General features: G+C 73.5%; 12 protein-coding genes. 8 read left to right on the top strand and 4 right to left on the bottom strand.

Annotated features, from left to right (window positions below):
* Window positions 1-10: 10 nt before the first annotated feature.
* Window positions 11-952 (bottom strand): PadR family transcriptional regulator, encoded by a 942-nt coding sequence (locus ACZ4VW_RS01280; RefSeq protein ID WP_467957142.1) that lies wholly within the window; start codon window positions 950-952, stop codon window positions 11-13.
* 1 nt (window position 953) lies between these two features.
* Window positions 954-1817, bottom strand: coding sequence for a DUF4097 family beta strand repeat-containing protein (locus tag ACZ4VW_RS01275; RefSeq protein ID WP_467957140.1), 864 nt, complete (start codon window positions 1815-1817; stop codon window positions 954-956).
* Between the two features lie 148 nt (window positions 1818-1965).
* Between ACZ4VW_RS01275 and ACZ4VW_RS01270 the strand changes: the two genes are divergently transcribed.
* Window positions 1966-2781, top strand: coding sequence for a hypothetical protein (locus ACZ4VW_RS01270; protein WP_467957138.1), 816 nt, complete (start codon window positions 1966-1968; stop codon window positions 2779-2781).
* Window positions 2782-2814: 33 nt separating this feature from the next.
* Here ACZ4VW_RS01270 and ACZ4VW_RS01265 read toward each other — a convergent pair whose 3' ends face one another.
* Window positions 2815-2997: a DUF6104 family protein gene (locus tag ACZ4VW_RS01265; protein WP_361850514.1), complete on the bottom strand. Its 183-nt coding sequence runs from the start codon at window positions 2995-2997 to the stop codon at window positions 2815-2817.
* Window positions 2998-3094: 97 nt separating this feature from the next.
* Between ACZ4VW_RS01265 and ACZ4VW_RS01260 the strand changes: the two genes are divergently transcribed.
* From ACZ4VW_RS01260 to fxsT, 7 genes are all read left to right on the top strand, one after another.
* Window positions 3095-3544, top strand: coding sequence for a CU044_2847 family protein (locus ACZ4VW_RS01260; RefSeq protein WP_467957136.1), 450 nt, complete (start codon window positions 3095-3097; stop codon window positions 3542-3544).
* Window positions 3541-5856 (top strand): VMAP-C domain-containing protein, encoded by a 2316-nt coding sequence (locus ACZ4VW_RS01255; RefSeq protein ID WP_467957134.1) that lies wholly within the window; start codon window positions 3541-3543, stop codon window positions 5854-5856. The genes ACZ4VW_RS01260 and ACZ4VW_RS01255 overlap by 4 nt, the downstream gene beginning before the upstream one ends.
* Window positions 5857-5965: 109 nt before the next feature.
* Window positions 5966-6973, top strand: coding sequence for an AAA family ATPase (locus ACZ4VW_RS01250; RefSeq protein WP_467957132.1), 1008 nt, complete (start codon window positions 5966-5968; stop codon window positions 6971-6973).
* A 7-nt stretch (window positions 6974-6980) separates the two neighbouring features.
* Window positions 6981-10178, top strand: a complete 3198-nt coding sequence (locus tag ACZ4VW_RS01245) for an SAV_2336 N-terminal domain-related protein (protein ID WP_467957130.1) — start codon at window positions 6981-6983, stop codon at window positions 10176-10178.
* Window positions 10179-10362: 184 nt separating this feature from the next.
* Window positions 10363-10566 (top strand): hypothetical protein, encoded by a 204-nt coding sequence (locus ACZ4VW_RS01240; RefSeq protein WP_467957128.1) that lies wholly within the window; start codon window positions 10363-10365, stop codon window positions 10564-10566.
* A gap of 72 nt (window positions 10567-10638) precedes the next feature.
* On the top strand, window positions 10639-11913 hold the full coding sequence (locus tag ACZ4VW_RS01235) for an aKG-HExxH-type peptide beta-hydroxylase (protein ID WP_467957126.1): 1275 nt from the start codon (window positions 10639-10641) through the stop codon (window positions 11911-11913).
* Between the two features lie 58 nt (window positions 11914-11971).
* Window positions 11972-15001, top strand: coding sequence for an FxSxx-COOH system tetratricopeptide repeat protein (gene fxsT / locus ACZ4VW_RS01230; RefSeq protein ID WP_467957124.1), 3030 nt, complete (start codon window positions 11972-11974; stop codon window positions 14999-15001).
* 114 nt (window positions 15002-15115) lie between these two features.
* Here fxsT and ACZ4VW_RS01225 read toward each other — a convergent pair whose 3' ends face one another.
* On the bottom strand, window positions 15116-18916 hold the full coding sequence (locus tag ACZ4VW_RS01225) for a multifunctional oxoglutarate decarboxylase/oxoglutarate dehydrogenase thiamine pyrophosphate-binding subunit/dihydrolipoyllysine-residue succinyltransferase subunit (protein WP_467957123.1): 3801 nt from the start codon (window positions 18914-18916) through the stop codon (window positions 15116-15118).
* Window positions 18917-19089: the final 173 nt, after the last annotated feature.

Raw genomic sequence — 19089 nt, 5'->3', positions numbered from 1 at the left:
GCGCCCGGCGTCAGCGGGCCTGCTTGCCGGCCCGCGGGTGCAGCAGCGCGGTGATGTGTGCCGCCGCTGTGGACAGATGGCGGCGGGCGTCCGTCAGCTGCGCCGCCGTCACCCCGTGGTCGCGGGCCGCGTCGCGGATGTCGTCGCGGAAGCGGTCCAGGAGCCGGTCGAGGTCACGGGCGGGGTCGCCGGTGGACTCGGCATCGGTGGCCCACTCCGCGGCGGCCTCCTCGCGGGCCGCCGGCCCGGTCTCGTCGGCCGCGCCGCGCGGAGGCGGCGCGGCCGCCGGGTCGGCCCCGGCCGCCTTCGGGTGCGTCGTGCCGGTGACCAGCCCGCCGAGCTGCGCCGTGATGTCCGAGATGCCCTCCCAGACGCCCGACGGCCAGTCACCGCGCGCGAAGTGGTCCTGCACCTGCTCCTGGACCTGCTTGGCGACGCGCTGGAACTCCCTGGCCTGACGGCGTGCCGACTGCGCCTCCGCAAGGGCCTGGCGGGTCTGCTCCCGCCACTCCTGCGTGGCGCGGCGCAGCTCCTCCTTGGTGTCGGCGAACGCGGAGTCCGTGCGGCGGTTCTCGCTCGCCGCCGCGCGCATCTCGTTGCGCAGCTTGCCCGCCGCCCCGCGCACGTCGTCCCGGATCTCCGCGGCCAGTTCGGAGACCGACTCACGGATCTCCAGCTCCAGGTCGGCCAGTTCCCCGCCGCGCCCGGCCAGCTCGGCGCGGCCGGCGTCGGTGATCGAGTACACCTTGCGGCCGCCCTCGGTGGCGTGCGTGACCAGGCCCTCGGCCTCCAGCTTGGCGAGCCGGGGATAGACCGTGCCGGCCGAGGGCGCGTAGAGACCCTGGAAGCGCTCCTCCAGGAGTCTGATCACCTCGTAGCCGTGGCGGGGGGCCTCGTCGAGGAGCTTGAGCAGATAGAGGCGCAGTCGGCCGTGGGCGAAGACGGGCGGCATGTCACAGCACCTTTCCGGAGGTGGCGGCTTCGAAGTCGTCGGACGCGGCCGGGTCCGGGCGGCGGAGGAGAGCGATGGAGCCGGAGACCGTCGACGCCCTCAGCGTGCCGCGGCCGGCCCCGAGCGTGCCGGTGATGCTCTTGGCGCCCCACTGTCCGGCGACCCGCAGGTCGTCGAAGGCGTTGGAGAGGGAGCCGCTCGCGGTGTTCGCCTCGATCCGGGCGTCCGTCGGGTGCGGAAGACGGATGGCGACCTCGCCGGAGACGCTGGTCAGCCGGATGTCGGCGGGCGGGCCGTCCAGGTCGGCGGCGTCGAGGTCGATCACCATGTCGCCGCTGACCGTGTCGGCCTTCACGGAGGCGCCCGCGCCCTCGATGACCGTCACGTCACCGGTCACGGAGTTCACACGCAGCGCCCCGGTGACGGACTGGGCCTCCAGGCTGCCGGAGACCGTCTCGGCGCGGACCGGGCCGGAGAGCCCGACGAGCGTGGTGTCGCCCGTGACACCCCGGACGTCCGTACGCCCCTTGATGCCGGAGATCACCGCGCCGGCGCCGACCACGCCCACCTCGACGTCCGCGCCGGCCGGCACGGCCACCGAGACCACCGCGTGGCGACGCTGCCCCACGCGGTCGAACCACTTGAGGAGGCCCTTCCACTGCAGGTCCTCATAGGTGACCGTCAGGGTCGACCCCTCCTGCGTCACGACCAGCGGCGGGCCGTCGAGGGCGGAGACCTCCAGGCGGGCGGTCGGCTCGTCGGTGCCCACGACGTTCACCGTGCCTCCGACGACGCGCACCCGCAGGCGCGTCACGGGCTCGGTCAGCGTGAGTTTCGTCGGCTCGGCCACGGACCACTCTGTCATCGTGCTGACCTCCCGCATCGGTGACGCAACATATCGCGTCTACTGCTGGACACGATATATCGCGGAGGAGGGAAGTCAACCCCGATCTCCGGGGGCGCGCGGCGGCATTCCGCTTCATACATGGACAAATTGACCTAGCGTATGGGCCATGAACGCGACATCCGGGCCCCGTTCCGTCGGGGCGCTGCTGCTCTGCCGCGCCGAGCCGGCGGCGGTCCGCCCACCGGCACAGCTGCTGAGGGAGCAGCTGCTCCTCGCTCCGGCCGGAACCGAATGGAGCGTCCTCGTCCCGGAGGGGAAGCCCTGGCTCCACGGCGGTGAACCCGTCGACCGGGTCGTCACCGGCTGGGCCACCGCGCTGGCCGTCTCCGCCGCCACCTGGCCCGTCCTCGCGCTCTGGTGGGACGCGGACCGGGCCGGTTTCATCCTGGCCGCCGGCTTCCGCCGTACCGTCGGCTACACCTGGCTCGCCGACGGCACCCCGGCCGGTGAGGACGAGGCCATGCGCACCTTCGCGGCCCGGCTCGCCCTCGACCCCGTCCTGGACACGCAGGCCCTGGAGCCCCTCACCGAACCCGACAAGGACGCCGACGCGCCCGCCCGGCTCATCGGTCTCACCGCCGTCCTCGCGCGCGTGGGCCTCGATCTGCCCGTCGGGCTCACCCCCGGAGAGAGCGCCGACCGGCTCCGCTCCGTCGCCGAGGCCCATGGGGCCGAACAGCTCGAATGGTCCGGCTGGCGCGACGCCGTACGCGCCGAGCTCGACGCGGTGGAGGTCGGCCGATTCGGCCCCTACCTGCGCGGTCCCAGGGCCCGGCTCCTCGGCGCGGTCCAGTTCGGAGCGGGCGTACCGCTGCTCGCCTGGGGCATCGGCCGCCGCAGCGGAGGCTGGACGGCGGCCGGGGCGCTGCTCGTCGCGCACGGCGCCCTGGGGCTCGCCTACGACCGCCTGCGCGGCCGGTGACCCGGGAACGGGCCGTGCGTCAGTCGTGACGCGTCACTCCTCGTCGTCCTCGTCGTCCAGACGGGCCAGCCAGGTCGCGAGGCGCTCGACCGGCACCTCGAAGTCGGGGTTCAGGTCGACGAACGTACGCAACTGCTCGGCGAGCCACTCGAAGGAGACCTCCTCCTCGCCGCGCCGCTTCTCCAGTTCCTCGATGCCACGGTCAGTGAAATACATGCGATCAGGATAGGCCGTGGTCCTGACGGGACCCTCGCGCTTGTCGGTGGGGGCGATTAGCCTTCTTCATCATCGTTTCGGGGATCGGGGGGCCGCTGTGACGCACGGGATCGCTCGTATACGGCTGGACGACGGAACGCCCGTCTGGGCGCGGATCAGCGAGCCGGAGGAACTCGACAGGGGCAGCGGTTTCCAGGACACCGGCATCGGCGACCGGGTCGTCTCCATGGCCGGTGGGCTCACCGACGTCGTCCGCGGGGTGGTCGGCTCGCTGCGGGCCGGACTCGACCCCCAGGCGCCGGTCGAGGTCGCCGTCAGCTTCGGCATCGAACTCTCCGCGCAGGCCGGCAAGGTGATCGGCGTGCTCGCGGACGGCGGCGGCACGGCGTCGATCTCGGTGTCCCTGACCTGGACCGAACCCGGCCCGCCGGCCGACCCGGCCGAGCCCGCTGCCGAGGGCGCCGCGGCCCCGGCCCCGGTGCCCGGCCCCGCGCCGGCCCCCGACACCGGACCGCGTCACCGCCCGGCGGCCGATGGCGCCGTATGAGCGCCTTCGAATCCCTCGTGCGCCCCGCGCTGGTACGCATCGCGGCTCCCGGTGACGGGTATGACCCGCTCGGCGACCGGTACTGGGGCACCGGCTTCTTCATCGCCCCCGGCTGGGTGCTGACCTGCGCCCATGTCGTGGCAAAGGGGGGAAGCGCGGTGTGGAAGGGCGAGCGGGCCGTCGGCATCGTCCGGGACGGCGGCGTGACGACCGGCGAGGTCGTCCTGGCCTGCCCGCGCCCCGCCGCGCCCGAGCAGCGGCTCGACCGCTGGGACTTCCCCGACCTCGCGCTCGTCCGCGTCCCCGATGCCCTGGACGCGAGCTGCGTACGGCTCAGCGAGCGCACGCCCGTCATCGCCGAGCCCGTCCCGGTCGCGCTCTACGGCTGGTCCCGGCAGACCGGCCGGCTCGGGATCCGCGACGCCGTCGGGGAGATCCACGGCATCGACGGCGAGGCCCTTCTGATGCGCGGGACGCAGCCCGTGGAGGGGCTCTCCGGCGGGCCGGTGGTGGACCTGGACCGCGCCGTCGTCATCGGTCTCAACAAGGGGCGCGGCGCGGACGAGGGCGCCGCCGTCCCCATCACCTCGCTCCGGCTGCTCCGCCGGGCCCGGGGCGGGGAGGTGCTCACCGAGGTCATGCGGGACCACGACCGCCACCACCTCGCCCGCTACCGCTCCCTCTCCGGCGAGCCCGACTGGACCAGGGCGCAGCTCCGCCACCGTCCCCCCACCCTCCTGGGCCTCGACCCCGGCCGCCGCATCCATCTGTACGGCCGGCTCGCGGAACTGCCCCCGCCCACCGGCCCCGGCGACGTGCTCCACCTCGTCGACGAGGCCCGGAGGCTGACGGTGGGCCACGACCTCCGGCCCGTGCTCGAAGTCGCCCCCCACACCTGGCGCGAGGGCGTCGGGCTGCTCCACGAACTCCACGAGCCGAACCGGGAGACGGCCTCCGACCTCGGGCTCGACGCCGTGTACGTGTACGCGGCGAAGGTCGCCCGGCACGTCAGGGAACGGCACGGCGACAGCGCGGCGGTCCGCGCCCTGTCCGCCTGGCTCACCGACGCGGCGGCCGAGACACCGCTCGTCGTCCGCCAGACCATCGCCGCGACGCTCGCGGCCGGGCGCACCGCCGGCCGTACCGGCGCGGCTCGTGCGGCCCGGGATCCCGGCTCGCGCGCCGACGTCCTCGTCGAGATCGACACCCCGCGCTACGGCCGGCGATTCCCCTGGCGGGTGAAGCTGCTCTTCGACGGGCGCACGATCACCCCCCTGCACGGGGACGACGAGGGGGTCGAACGCGAGCGGCTCCGGGACACCCTGCGCGAGCCGCTCGCGGACGCGCTGGCGAGGGGCGACCGAGGGGAGCACCTGGCGGCCGTCGAGGCGCTGCTGCCGCGTGAACTCTTCGACGAACCCCTCGACACCTGGCGGCTCTCGCCCGACGACGAGCTCTTCGACGAACGCTCCCTGCCCCTCGGCCACCGCCGGATCGTCGTCATACGGGACGCCGGCCGCCACGCGCGCCCGCCGGCCCCCGAGTGGCACCAGCGATGGCGCACGGCCGGCCTCGGACCGCTCAGGGCGGTGCCGCTGCGCGCCGAGACACTGGCGCCGGGACGGGAGGCGCACGGGCACGCCGCACGCATCCGCCGGGAGTCCCCGCGGCAGACCTGGGTCCGGCTCTCCGAGGCCGAGGACGGCTCGGTGCCCGTCTACTGCGGTCCCGTGGGCAGCGGGGACGGGCTCAAGGCCATGGCCGCCGCGCTCGCCGCCGGCCACCCCATCGCCCTGTGGCGCAGCGGCGCCCTCGACCACACGGACTGCGCCGAGTTCCACGACCGGGCGGACCGGCTGCTCATCAAGGCCGGAACGGCCGAGGGACTGCACGCCCCGGTCATCTCACTGCGCAGGCGGGTGGCCGCCGACGCCGACGCGGAAGCCGACGCGTACCTGGACGCGGGCGTCGACGCGTACACGGACCTCGGCGCGGACCCCGGGACGGACCCCGGCCTCACCCTGACCCCGTACACCGTGGACGCGCCCCAATACCCCGACGCGACGGCGGCCCTCCACCCGGACCCGCACCCCGACGCCACCCCGGCCCCGCGCCCGGACCCGCACCCCGACGCCACCCCGGCCCCCGACCTGACCCCGGCCCCCGGCGCGGATAGCGAGGGCGCCGGTCCGGCGGTCCGTTCCGAGCACGCGTGGGCCGCCCATCTCGCCGTCCTGTTCGATCCCCCCGACCGTCCGCCGCACGAGGATCCGCTCCAGGGCCCGCCGATGCTCGGCGAGGAGGACTGGTGACGCCGCCGACCGCCGGGACAATTGTCCGGTTTGGGCGTCGGCAGCCCTCGGGGGCGGGCGGTATTTTCGACGTGCCGGGCCACGCCACCGCAGCCAGGAGGAGTTCATCGTGAACGATTGGCGGATCTACCGTGGTGCCGGCCACCCGCACGACGAGATACGGCGGTTGCCCGCCCCGCCGCCCTGGCGCGACTTCTCGGCCGGTGGCGCGGACGACACCCTGGCCGGCTCCGACCGGCGGCTCGGCGTGCGCCGCCGACTGGTCCAGAACCACCACCCCCGGCCCGCCGAGACCGACGCAGTCAACGCGGCGCTCTATCTGCGCCGGCCGCTCCTCGTCACCGGCAACCCCGGGACCGGAAAGTCCACCCTCGCCCACGCCGTGGCCCATGAGCTGGGCCTGGGACGCGTGCTGCGCTGGCCTATCGTCAGCCGCTCCACCCTCCAGGACGGGCTCTACCGCTACGACGCCATCGGCCGCCTCCAGGACGTCCAGCTGGAGCGCGCCCAGGCCGGGTCGACCGTGCCCGCCGCGACACCGGCGGGCATCGGCTCGTACATCCGGCTCGGACCGCTCGGCACCGCGCTGCTCCCCTCCGAGCAGCCGCGCGTCCTGCTCATCGACGAGCTCGACAAGAGCGACCTGGACCTGCCGAACGACCTGCTGAACGCTCTGGAGGAAGGCGAGTTCGCCATCCCGGAGCTGGAGCGGCTGGCCGACCGCGAGCCGGTGGTCGAGGTGCTCAACGACGACGGGCGCAAGGTCCCCGTCCAGGGCGGACGGATCCGCTGCACCACCTTCCCGTTCATCGTGCTCACCTCCAACGGCGAACGGGACTTCCCCGCCGCCCTGTTGCGCCGCTGCATCCGCCTGGAGCTGGAACCGCCGGGCGAGGAGCAGCTGGGCGCCATGATCGAGGCGCATCTCGGGCCGGACGCGGTGGCCGGCCAGGAGGGCCTGGTCAGCCGCTTCCTGAACCGCGAACCCGGCGAGGTCATCGCCACCGACCAGCTCCTGAACGCCATCTACCTGACCCAGCACGCCCCGCGCACCGAGCGGGTGACCCGGGAACGCATCGCGGACATGCTCATGCAGCCGCTCGATCAGCCGAGGTGATGGCCGGATGCACCGGATGCATCTGGAAGAGCTCACCCGCAGACTGCGGGCCAGCGGCCAGGACCCCACTGCCGAGGAGGTCGCGGACGCCGTCTGGCTCGCCCAGTGGCTGCCGCGCTCTCCCCGCGGCCCGGAGGACGGAACGGCGGGCGGCCCGCCCGAAGGCCCCGGGAACGGCCCGGCGGAGAACCCCACGGCGGACCGGTCCCCCGACGAGGGACGAGATCCGGCCATCGGCGCCGCCCCCGATCCCCCGACGGACACGGGTCTCCGTACGGACCACGACCCACGGATCGGCGGCGAGCGCGTCCCCGGGCGGCACGAGGCGGACCCAGACGGGCGTACCGGCGAGGACGCGGCCGGCCCCGGACGCGCCTCCGACACCGTCGGCCTCTCCCTGTACGTCCGCGCCCGGGACCCCGGCGGCGCCCGCACGGAACGGAGCAGAGCCCTGCCCGTCCGCGCGCCCGGCGCGAACGCCCTGCCCGGCCTGCTCGGCCTCCAGAAGGCGCTCCGCCCCCTGCGGCACTACGCGCACTTCCCGCTCCGGCCCGGCGAAGGTCTCCTCGACGAGGAGGCGACCGCCGAGCGCAGCGCCGCCGCGGGCATCCTCACCCCCGTCCTGCGCCCCGCCGCGGGCCGCCGCCCCGACATCCAGCTCCTCATGGACACCGGCCCCGCGATGGTCGTCTGGGCCCGCATGGTGGAGGAGCTGCGCCAGGCCTGCCAGCAGTCCGGCGCCTTCCGCGACGTCCAGGTCCACCGGCTGTACGACACCGGCGCGGGCGCCCCACTGGTCACCACCACCTCGGGAGCGGACGGACGACCCCGGCTGCGCCCCGGCGACCAGCTCCACGACCCCACCGGCCGCCGCCTCACCCTGATCGTCAGCGACTGCGTCGGCCCCCTGTGGCAGCGGGGCGCGGCCCAGCGGCTCATCCACCAGTGGCCCCGGCAGTCCCCGCTCGCCCTCGTCCAGCCCCTGCCCCCGAGACTCTGGCCCCGTACCGCGCTGTCCGTCGAACCGGGCCTGCTGCTGCGCCCCGCGTCCCCCGGCGGGCACACCGGCTTCCAGCCCGACGAGGAGCCCTGGGAGCCGCTCGCCCCCGACACGCGCCCGGTGCCCGTGCTCACGCCCACACCCGAGGCCTTCGCCTCCTGGGCGCGGCTGCACGCCGGGCACGGCTCGGGCGCGGTCCGGGGCTGGGCGGCCATGATCGCCCCCGAGCCCCCACGGAGGTCCACGGCGGCCGCACCGAACGCGTCCACCGGCCGCAACCGCGCCCCCCGCAGCGACGAGGAGCTGCTGCGCGCCTTCACCGCCGGTGCCTCGCCCGGGGCCCTGCGGCTCGCCGTCCATCTCGCCGCCGCGCCGCTCGCGCTCCCCGTCATGCAGCTGGTGCAGCGCGCCATGCTGCCCGACACCGGCCCCATGGAGCTCGCCGAGGTCCTGCTCAGCGGGCTCCTGCGACAACTGCCCGGCCCCGCCCCGTACCCCTGCTTCAGCTATCCGCCCGGCATCCAGCGGCACCTCCTCGGCTCCCTGGACCGCAGCGCCGCCGCGCTGGTGCTCAAGCACTGTTCCGAGTACGTGGAGCGCCATTTCGGCCAGGGCATGCGCAACTTCCCCGCCCTGGCGGCGGCCAGGCTGGCGGGCCGCGCCTCCGACGACGACCCGGCGGCGCCCGGGGCGATCGAGGAGACCGACGAGCCCACCGGCCCGGTCGGCACGGAACCCGAACTCTTCGCCCGCATCCCCGCGCGCGTGCTCCGCTTCTACCACCCCGACCTGATCACCCCCGATCCGCTCTCCGCGGCGCGGCGGCTCTTCGACCAGGGGCGCGGCCAGTCCGATCCCTCCCTGCTGGCACGGGCCCGCCAACAGGCCGAGGCCGCCCTGCCGGAGCACCCCGTCGAGGCCGGGATCCTGCTCGGACGCGTGCTGTACGCGGAGGCCGGCGCCGCCGCCGTCCAGGGCACCGAACGCCGCCACGAGCTGCTGTCCCGCGCGCTGACCGAACTGGAGCGCGCCGGCGGCCTGGCCGAGCCGGGCGGCGCGGACTGGGCCGAGGCCCGGCTCGAACAGGCCGTGGTCCACCACGGGCTGTGGCGCCACACCACCGACAGGCGCCACCTCGACGACGCCCTCGCCGTACTCGAAGGGGACGTGCCGGACTGGCCCGAGGCCGGCCACCACACCCTGCACCTGCGCCGCGGACGCCTGCTCCTCGCACGCGGCGACGGCGCCGCCGCGGCGGCCGAACTCACCACCGCGCTCTCCCTCCGGGAGAGCGGACCCGCGCTCCTCGACCTGGCCGACGCCCTGCACCTCGCTGGCGCCGACCCGGCCGAGATCACCCCCGTACTCGACCGGGCCGGGGAACACCTCGGCGACGGCGGCGCCCTCCGGCTGCGCTGGACGACGGCGCGCGCCCGGCTCCACGACACGGCCGGCGACGGACCGGCCGCCGACACCGCCTACGAGGAGGCCACCCTGCTCGCCCCCGCCGACAGCGGCCGGCGCGGCCGGATCCTGATGTCCTGGGGCGAGTCCCTGATGCGGCGCGCCGTGCACACCCCGGGCCAGGCGCCGGTCGACCGGGCCGAGAGCGTCCTGCGCGAGGCCCTCACCCACCTCCCGGCAGCGGCGCCGGAACGCGCCCGCGCCCGGATCCTGATCGGCAGCGTGCTGGCCCTGCGCTTCCACCGGGCCGGGTTCCTGCCCGACCTGTACGAAGGACGCCACCTCCTGGAACAGGCCGCCCGCACGACCCGCGACATCGCGCTCCGCTCGGAGGTGTGGCTGCAACTGGGACGGGTGAGACTGGAGTTGAGCGAGTTCGCCCGGGACGGCGGCCTGGGCGACGCGCTCACCGCGTACGAGAGGTCATGGGAGGACGCCCGAGCGGCCCGCGGCGACACCCCGGGCACGATCACCGGTGCCCGCGCCCTGCACGCGCAGGGAGCCGTCCTGCTCCTGATGGGCAGGAACGGGCGGGCCCGCACGGTACTGCGTGCCGCGGCCGGGCAGTGGCAGCGGCTGACGGCCGCGCTGGTCGAGGTGGACTGGAGCGATGTCGAACGGACCAGGGCGCTCCTGACGGAGGTGAGCAGGGACCCGAGCCCGCTCCCGGCGCGGCTCTCCGGCGAGGACCGCCGCCGGATCGCGCCGCCGTGGTGGGCGTGGAGCGAGACGGCCCGATGAGCGGCCGACGGTGCCGGCGGTGCCGTGACCTCCGCGTAAAAGGGGTGTCGCGGACCAACGGCTGAATAACGGGGGCGTGAATGGGCGCAGTTGAGTCGAACGGGTTTCTGACTTCCTGGCGTCGGGAAGAACCGCTCCGCCGCTACGACCGTGGGGGACAGGCGTCGGTGGGGAGGAGCCGAGGGTGTCGGAGCACAAGGAGTGGGCGACCGGTGTCGACCGTGACAACGGACGGCCCCCGCACCTGCCCGATCTCGCCGCCGTGGACCTGCGGACTCTGCGTGCCATGGACGATCCCGAGCTCACGGCCGCGGTCGAGCGTGTGCTCCTGCGCTCCCCCGAACTGGTCGACGCGTGGTGCGAGGGGCAGGGGGACCAAGCGGCCTGACCCGTGCCGCGACCACCGTCTGTTTCCGGCCGGATCCCGCCGAAGGCCGCAGGGCTTCGGAGGGAGGCGGGAATGAGCTTCGCGCCGCTGCCCGCCGGGGTCTTCACGGAGCTGGCCCGCACCCGCTCCGCGCCCGCCGACGTCGCCCTGCTCCGTTCCGCCCTGCACGCACGCCGCCTGCTCCTGCTCAAGGCCCTCCTGGTCCGCGTCCACCGGCACCGGGAGTCGGTCGACGCCGCCGTGTTCCGCCGCTTCGAGGGCTCCTGGCACCTGCTCGAACGGGCCGAGAGCCGTCACCCCGACGTCGTCCGTGACGTCCTCGACTACCCGATGACGGGCGCCTGGCTGGCCGCCGCGCTCGCCGAGCCCGTGGGCCCCGCCCTGGACCGCCACCTCGACCGGCTGGAGGCGCTCGCCGTCACCGCGGCCCTCCGCGCGGACTGCGCCCTCGACCTCGCCGTCGAGGTCCCCGACGGCACGCTGTCGCTGCCGGGTGTCGGCCGGCAGACGGCGGGCTCCGGGCGCCTGCGGATCAGGGCCGGGTCCCGGGTCGCCCGCATCCAGCCCGAGGGCCCCGGCCCCGCCACCACCGTCCTGCTGCTCACCGACCGGCGCGCCGGCACCCTCGTCGGCCGGGGGCCCGGCTGGCACGGTCTGCACACGCTGCCGGACTCCACCGCCCGCCTCGACGACCTCGACCCGTACCGGGTCCCGCCCGGCGGAGTCGGCACCCCGCCCCGTACCGCGGCCGACCGCGCCGACACCGACCCCGCTGCCTGGTCCGCCCACTGGCGTGCCGCGCAGGCCCTGCTCGCCCACACCGACCCGGGACGGGCCGCCGAGGTCCGGCGCGCCCTGCGCGCCGTCGTCCCGCTCGTCCCCCAGGGCCCCCGGTCCCTCGGGGCCACCCTCCGGTCGGCTCCCGGCGCCGTCCTGACCTCCCCGCCGGCCGGGGCGCAGGACATGGCCGAGACGCTCGTCCACGAGATCCATCACAGCAAGCTCGCCACCCTGCACGAGCTCGTACCGCTGTACCGGCAGGGCAGGGCCGCCGTGCACCGGGTCGGCTGGCGGCCGGACGCCCGGCCCATCGGCGGCGTGCTCCAAGGCGCCTACGCCCACCTGGCCCTGACCGACCTGTGGCGGCGCGCTGCCACCGCCCGGACCGTCCCCCGGCCCTGGCGGTCCAGTGCCGGGCAACAGTTCGACCATATGCACGATCAGGTGGGTGAGGCGCTGGCGATCCTGCTTGAATCCGATGAACTGACCAATGAGGGGCGGGAGTTCGCCCAGCAAATGAGGCGGCATCACGCGAGCCTCGGCGCGGCCCCCCGCGCCGCTGGGTAACACTGTGCCCACGGCACATGACACTGCGTTGAGCGTGAGCGGGACGGGAGACGTACAGATGGCGGAACAGCGGTCGGTCGGCGGCGGAGCGGCGGACCACGGCGGCAGAGCCGCCCCCGAGCATGTCCTGGTGGTCTTCCCCGGCTACCACCGGCCCTGGGCGGCCTGGATCAACCAGCGTCTCGAAGCCCACGGCGTGCGTGCCACGCTGCAACGCTGGGACCCGCCGCGCGAGGTCCCTCTCGAGGACTCCCTGAGCGACCTGCTGCTCGCCCGCGGGCAGGTGCTGCTCGTCCTCAACGACTGGTTCTTCGAACTCGGACCGCGCCCGGCCGGCGAGTGGAACGACGTCCTGCGCGGCTTCGTCGCCGCCCACGCCGAGCGCTTCGCCGCCGTCAACCTCACCAACCGGCCGCTGCTCCCCGCCACCGCCGTCCTCGAACCCGTCAGCCTCTGGGGCGTCGGGGAGGAGGAGGCCGAAGCACGTCTCCTGAGCAGGCTCGGCCTCGAACCCCGCCGCTCCGGCGGCCGCCGCGCCCTGCCCGGCTCATCGGCGCGCTACCCCGACACCGCGCCCGAGATCTGGGGTGAGATCCCGCGCCGGAACCCGAGGTTCACCGGCCGGGACGACCTCCTCGCGGAACTGCAGGAACGGCTCATGGACGCCGAGCGCGGCAACGCGGCCTGCACCCTCCTCGGCATGTCCGGCATCGGCAAGACCCAGATCGCCGCCGAGTACGCCCACCGCTTCAGCCCCGACTACGACGTCGTCTGGTGGGTCAACTCCGACGACCGCAACGTCCAGCGCGACCGGTTCGGCGAACTCGCCGCCGAACTGCAACTGCCCAGCGGCAACGAGCCGGGCGAACGCATCCGCGCCGTACGGGAGGCTCTGCGCCGCGGCGACCCGCACTCCCGCTGGCTCGTCGTCTTCGACGGCTGGGACGACACGGACGGCGCCCAGGTACTGCTGCCCCAGGGACCCGGACACGTCCTCATCACCTCGCGCAACCGCGGATGGGGCGACTACACCGACGTCCTCGAAGTGCCCAGCTTCGACCGCGCCGAGTCCACCGGCTATCTGATGCGCCGCGCCGCCCACATCACCGCGCCCCAGGCCGACGAGGTCGCCGCCGAGTTCGGCGACGTGCCCCTGCCGCTCGTGCAGGCCGCGGCCTGGCTCGGCGAGTCGGGCATGGAGGTCCCCGAGTACCTGCGCATGGTCCGGGACGGACGGCTGTCCACCGTGGACGAGCCCTCGGCCGGAGAGGGCTACCCCAACGCCTCGCTCACCTCCTGGTCGATACTGATCAACCGGCTCCGGCGCTCCCAGCCGCAGGCCATCGACGTCCTCAGCCTGTGCGCCTCCTTCGCCCCCGGCCGCATCCCCCTGGGCCTCGTCCGCGCCTACCCCCAGGCCGAGCTGCCCGAGGACCTGCGCTGGATGGCGAGCGACCTGCCCGCCTGGACCCGCGCCCTGGACACCCTCGTCAACTACTCGGTGCTGACCCGCGAGACGCGTGGCCCCGCGACAACCGTCGACGTCGGGCCGCACCAGGAGTCCGTGCACATGCACCGGCTCGTCCACGACATCGTCGCCCGCCTCACCGACGGCGAGCACCGCCAGGCCCACCGCAAGGCCGTACGCGCCCTGCTCGCCGAGGCCGATCCCGGCAACCCGATGGACAGCCGCCACTGGCCCCGGTACGCCGAACTCCTGCCGCACCTCGGCCCGTCCGGCGCGCTCACCAGCCGGAACCCCCGCGTGCAGACCGCCGTCCTCAACTGCCTGCGCTACTGCTACCGCAGCGGCGAGTTCCGGGCCGGCGCCCAGCTCGCCGAGCGGATCCGGGAGGCGTGGTCCACCTTCATGGACCCGCTGGACCAGCCGATGCTGGACCTGACCACGCAACAGGGCAACGTCCTGCGCTCGTTCGGACGGTTCCGCGAGGCCTACGAACTCGACCTCGCCCAGCGCGAGCGGCTGAACGCCGCCTCGCCCCGCAACGAGCACGGCTCGCTGCTCTCCGGCAGCGCCATCGCCAGCGACCTGCGGTTCCTCGGCCAGTACCAGGAGGCGGAGCGGCTGCAGCGGCAAGTGCTCTCGGAGGCGGAACGGCTGCTCGGCGACACCGAGTTCTCCACCCTCGTCGCCCGCCACAACCTCGGCGTCGTCCTGCGGTCCCTCGGCCGCTACCGGGAGTCGCACGACCTCGACGCGGAATCGCTGGTCCGCTGCGAGCGCGTCCTGGGCACCCGCCACGCCCACACCCTCAGCACCAGCAACGCCCTCGCCCACGACCTCCGGCTGCTCGGCCAGTACCGCGAGGCGCTCGCCCGCCAGGAGGCCAACGTCCGGCTGCACGTACAGGTCCTCGGGCCGCAGCACCTGCAGACCCTGTACGCCCGCACCCAGCTGGCCCTCTGCCGGCGCCGCGAGGGCGGATTCCAGCAGGACCTGGGCGCGACGATGGCCAGCCTGCTCGAACAGCTGGAGCAGGTCCACGGTCGCGGCCACTACATCACCCTCGCCGCCATCAACAACTACGCCAACTACCTCCGCGAGCACGGCGACCTCGACCACGCGAGGGAGCTCGTCACCGAGGCCGAGGGCGCCTACCGCTCGCTGCTCGGACCCGCCCACCCCGTCGCCACCGGAGTCCTCGCCAACACCGCCCTCGTCATGCAGGCGTCCGGCGAACGCGCCGACGCCCTGGCCATCCTGGAGGCCGCGCTCGCCGGTCTGACCTCCTCCATGGGCCCCGACCACCCCTGGGTCCTCGGCTGCGCGCTCAACACCACCGCCGCCCGCAACTTCAACGGCCGGGTCGCCGACGCCGCCGAACTCAGCCGGGACATCCTGCGGCGGGCCCGGCACGCCCTCGGGCACGAGCACCCGCTCACCCTCTCCGCGCAGATCGCGCTCGCGACCGACCTGCGCGGCCTGCGGGAGGTCGAGGAGGCCGGAAAGCTGGAGGAGGCAGCCCTGCTCTCCCTCACCCGGACGCTGGGCGCCCAGCACCCCCACACCCTCTCCGCCCGTCAGCGCAACCGCCCCTACTGGGACTTCGAGGCGAACCTCGGCTAGGCCCGGGAGGAACCCCGGTCAGGCCCGGGAGGAACCACGGAGACCTGGGAGAAACGCCGGAGGCCCGGCACCCCTCGCGGGGTGCCGGGCCTCCGTGCGTACCGGAACAGCGGATCAGGCCTCGAAGACCTCGTTGACCAGCTGCTGCTGCTCGGCCTGGTGACGCTTGGCCGAGCCGACCGCCGGGGACGAGGAGTGCGGACGCGAGATCCGGCGCAGGCGCTCGCCGTGCGGGATGTCGGCGCCGACCGCCAGGTCCAGGTGGTCGATCAGGTTCAGCGCGATGAACGGCCACGCACCCTGGTTCGCCGGCTCCTCCTGCGCCCACAGGTACTTCTCGGCGTTCGGGTACTTGGCGATCTCGGCCTGGAGCTCGGCACCCGGCAGCGGGTACAGGCGCTCCAGACGGATGATCGCCGTGTCCGTGACACCGCGCTTCTGCCGCTCGGCCTCCAGGTCGTAGTAGACCTTGCCGGAGCAGAAGACGACCTTGCGGACGTCGGCCGCGTTCACCGACGCGTCGCCGATCACCGGGCGGAAGCCACCGGTGGTGAACTCCTCCACCTTCGACGCCGCCGCCTTCAGACGCAGCATCGACTTCGGGGTGAAGACGATGAGCGGCTTGTGGTGCGGGTTGTGGACCTGCCAGCGCAGCAGGTGGAAGTAGTTCGACGGCAGGGTCGGCATCGCGACCGTCATGTTGTCCTGGGCGCACATCTGGAGGAAGCGCTCCGGGCGCGCGGACGAGTGGTCCGGGCCCTGGCCCTCGTAGCCGTGCGGCAGGAGCAGCGTGACGCCGGAGGTCTGGCCCCACTTCTGCTCGGCCGAGGAGATGAACTCGTCGACGACGGTCTGCGCGCCGTTGACGAAGTCACCGAACTGGGCCTCCCAGATGACCAGGGAGTCCGGGCGGGCCAGCGAGTAGCCGTACTCGAAGCCCATCGCCGCGTACTCGCTGAGCAGCGAGTCGTAGACGTTGTAGTGGGCCTGGTCCTCGGCCAGGTAGAGCAGCGGGGTGTAGTCCTCGCCGGTCTCCTGGTCCACCAGGACCGCGTGCCGCTGACCGAAGGTGCCGCGGCGGGAGTCCTGGCCGGACAGCCGGACCGGGGTGCCCTCCATCAGCAGCGAGCCGATGGCGAGGGTCTCGCCGAAGCCCCAGTCGATGGTGCCGTCGTCGATGGAGGCCGCGCGGCGCTGCATCTGCGGCATCAGACGCGGGTGGACCGTGATCCGCTCCGGGATGTTGACCTGCGACTCGGCGATCCGCTTCACGACCTCCTGGGAGACCGCGGTGGAGACGGCGACCGGGAACTCGGGCTGCGGCTCCGGGCTGTGCGCCGGGGCCGGCGCCGAGGTGGCCTCGCGGACCTCCGCGAAGACCTTCTCCAGCTGGCCCTGGAAGTCCTGGAGCGCCTGCTCCGCCTCTTCCAGCGTGATGTCGCCACGACCGATCAGCGACTCGGTGTACAGCTTGCGCACCGAGCGCTTCTTGTCGATCAGGTTGTACATCTGCGGGTTGGTGAACTGCGGGTTGTCGCCCTCGTTGTGACCGCGGCGGCGGTAGCAGATGAGGTCGATCACGACGTCCTTGTTGAACGTCTGGCGGAACTCGAAGGCGAGCCGCGCGACGCGGACCACGGCCTCCGGGTCGTCGCCGTTCACGTGGAAGATCGGCGCCTCGATCATGCGGGCCACGTCGGTCGCGTACATCGAGGAACGCGAGGACTCCGGGGCGGCGGTGAAGCCGACCTGGTTGTTGATGACGATGTGGACCGTGCCGCCGGTGCGGTAGCCGCGCAGCTGTGACATGTTCAGCGTCTCGGCGACGACACCCTGGCCGGCGAAGGCCGCGTCACCGTGCAGGGCGACGGGCAGGACGGTGAAGTCCGTGCCGCCCTTGTTGATGACGTCCTGCTTGGCGCGGACGACACCCTCCAGGACCGGGTCGACCGCCTCCAGGTGCGAGGGGTTGGCGGTGAGCGAGACCTTGATCTGCTCGCCGTCCAGGCCGGTGAAGGTTCCCTCGGCGCCCAGGTGGTACTTCACGTCGCCGGAGCCGTGCATGGACTTCGGGTCGAGGTTGCCCTCGAACTCGCGGAAGATCTGCGCGTACGACTTGCCCACGATGTTCGCGAGGACGTTCAGGCGGCCGCGGTGGGCCATGCCGATGACGACCTCGTCCAGGCGGGACTCGGCGGCGGAGTCGATGACCGCGTCGAGCAGCGGGATGACGGACTCGCCGCCCTCCAGCGAGAACCGCTTCTGACCGACATACTTGGTCTGCAGGAAGGTCTCGAACGCCTCTGCCGCGTTCAGGCGGCGCAGGATCCGCAGCTGCTCCTCGCGCTCCGGCTTGGAGTGCGAGCGCTCGACGCGGTCCTGGATCCACTTGCGCTGCTTCGGGTCCTGGATGTGCATGAACTCGACGCCGGTGGTGCGGCAGTACGAGTCGCGGAGCACGCCGAGGATGTCGCGGAGCTTCATCATCGACTTGCCGGCGAAGCCGCCGACCGCGAACTCGCGCTCCAGGTCCCACAGGGTGAGGCCGTGCTCGGTGATGTCCAGGTCGGGGTGCTTGCGCTGGCGGTACTCCAGCGGGTCGGTGTCGGCCATGACGTGGCCGCGGACCCGGTAGGAGTGGATCAGCTCGAAGACCCGCGCGGCCTTGGTGACGTCGTCGTCGTGCGAGGCGTCGATGTCCTTGAGCCAGCGGACCGGCTCGTAGGGGATGCGCAGGGCCTTGAAGATCTCGTCGTAGAAGCCCTCCTCGCCGAGGAGGTAGTTCGCGACGATCCGCAGGAACTCGCCCGAGGCGGCACCCTGGATGACGCGGTGGTCGTACGTCGAGGTCAGGGTCATGACCTTGGAGATGCCCAGCTTGTTCAGGGTGTCCTGGGAGGTGCCCTGGAACTCGGCCGGGTAGTCCATCGAGCCGACGCCCATGATGACGGACTGTCCGGGCATCAGGCGCGGCACGGAGTGGACGGTGCCGAGGCCGCCGGGGTTGGTCAGCGAGACCGTGACGCCGGTGAAGTCCTCCATCGTCAGCTTGCCGACACGGGCGCGCTTGACGATGTCCTCGTAGGCCTGCCAGAACTCGAAGAAGTTCAGCGTCTCGGCCTTCTTGATGCCGGCAACGACGAGCTGGCGGTCGCCGTTGGGCTTCACCAGGTCGATCGCGAGGCCGAAGTTCACGTGCTCCGGCTTGACCAGGGTCGGCTTGCCGTCCTTCTCCGCGAAGGAGTAGTTCATCGACGGCATGGCCTTGATCGCCTGCACCATGGCGTACCCGATGAGGTGCGTGAAGGAGATCTTCCCGCCCCGGGCGCGCTTCAGGTGGTTGTTGATCACGATCCGGTTGTCGAAGAGCAGCTTCACCGGGACGGCGCGGACGGACGTGGCCGTCGGCACCTCCAGCGAGGCGTTCATGTTCTTCGCGACGGCGGCGGAGGGGCCGCGCAGCGTGATCAGCTCCGGGCCGGCCGGCGCCTGCGCCTCGCCGGCGGGTGCGGGCTTCGCGGCGGGTGCGGGCGCCTTGGCGGCGGGCGCGGGGGCCGGAGCGGCGGCGGCGGGCTTCGCCGGGGCCGGGGCCGGAGCCGGCGCCGGGGTGGCGGCCGGGGCGGGCGTGACGGGTGCCTGAGCAGCCGGGGCAGCCGGTGCGGCGGCGGCCGGAGCGGCAGGTGCGGCCTGTGCGGGGCTCACCTGCGGCGCGGCGGCGGGAGCCTCCGTCGAGCCGGGCTTGTAGTCGGCGAAGAAGTCCCACCAGGCACGATCGACCGAATTCGGGTCCTGGAGGTACTGCTGGTAGATCTCGTCGACGAGCCACTCATTGGCGCCGAAGGCGGTAGCAGGGTTCTGACCCTGCCCGTCTTGGTCGGTGGAGATGCTCGAGTTACTGGGGGACTGAGACGACACGGCGGTAACCGCCCTCTTCCGCTTCACAAGGTGATGGACAGCGGAAATAAAGGCTACGCCTCCCTGGCCGAGAGGTGCAGGCCGGGCGCTCCAACGTCGTGCAAGTCACACTTGACACGGTGTTTCGGCGCAGGGATTGGCGGGAAACAAGCGTGGTTCTGCCCTCTCGCGGG

The organism is Streptomyces sp. NPDC029139 (assembly GCF_055564335.1).
This window is presented reverse-complemented; position numbering and strand designations above follow the sequence as displayed.

Bases quoted from the DNA above. Each gene is read 5' to 3' on its own strand.
- ACZ4VW_RS01280 (WP_467957142.1), bottom strand. From the start codon at position 952: ATGCCGCCCGTCTTCGCCCACGGCCGACTGCGCCTCTATCTGCTCAAG.
- ACZ4VW_RS01275 (WP_467957140.1), bottom strand. From the start codon at position 1,817: ATGACAGAGTGGTCCGTGGCCGAGCCGACGAAACTCACGCTGACCGAG.
- ACZ4VW_RS01270 (WP_467957138.1), top strand. From the start codon at position 1,966: ATGAACGCGACATCCGGGCCCCGTTCCGTCGGGGCGCTGCTGCTCTGC.
- ACZ4VW_RS01265 (WP_361850514.1), bottom strand. From the start codon at position 2,997: ATGTATTTCACTGACCGTGGCATCGAGGAACTGGAGAAGCGGCGCGGC.
- ACZ4VW_RS01255 (WP_467957134.1), top strand. From the start codon at position 3,541: ATGAGCGCCTTCGAATCCCTCGTGCGCCCCGCGCTGGTACGCATCGCG.
- ACZ4VW_RS01245 (WP_467957130.1), top strand. From the start codon at position 6,981: ATGCACCGGATGCATCTGGAAGAGCTCACCCGCAGACTGCGGGCCAGC.
- ACZ4VW_RS01235 (WP_467957126.1), top strand. From the start codon at position 10,639: ATGAGCTTCGCGCCGCTGCCCGCCGGGGTCTTCACGGAGCTGGCCCGC.
- fxsT (WP_467957124.1), top strand. From the start codon at position 11,972: ATGGCGGAACAGCGGTCGGTCGGCGGCGGAGCGGCGGACCACGGCGGC.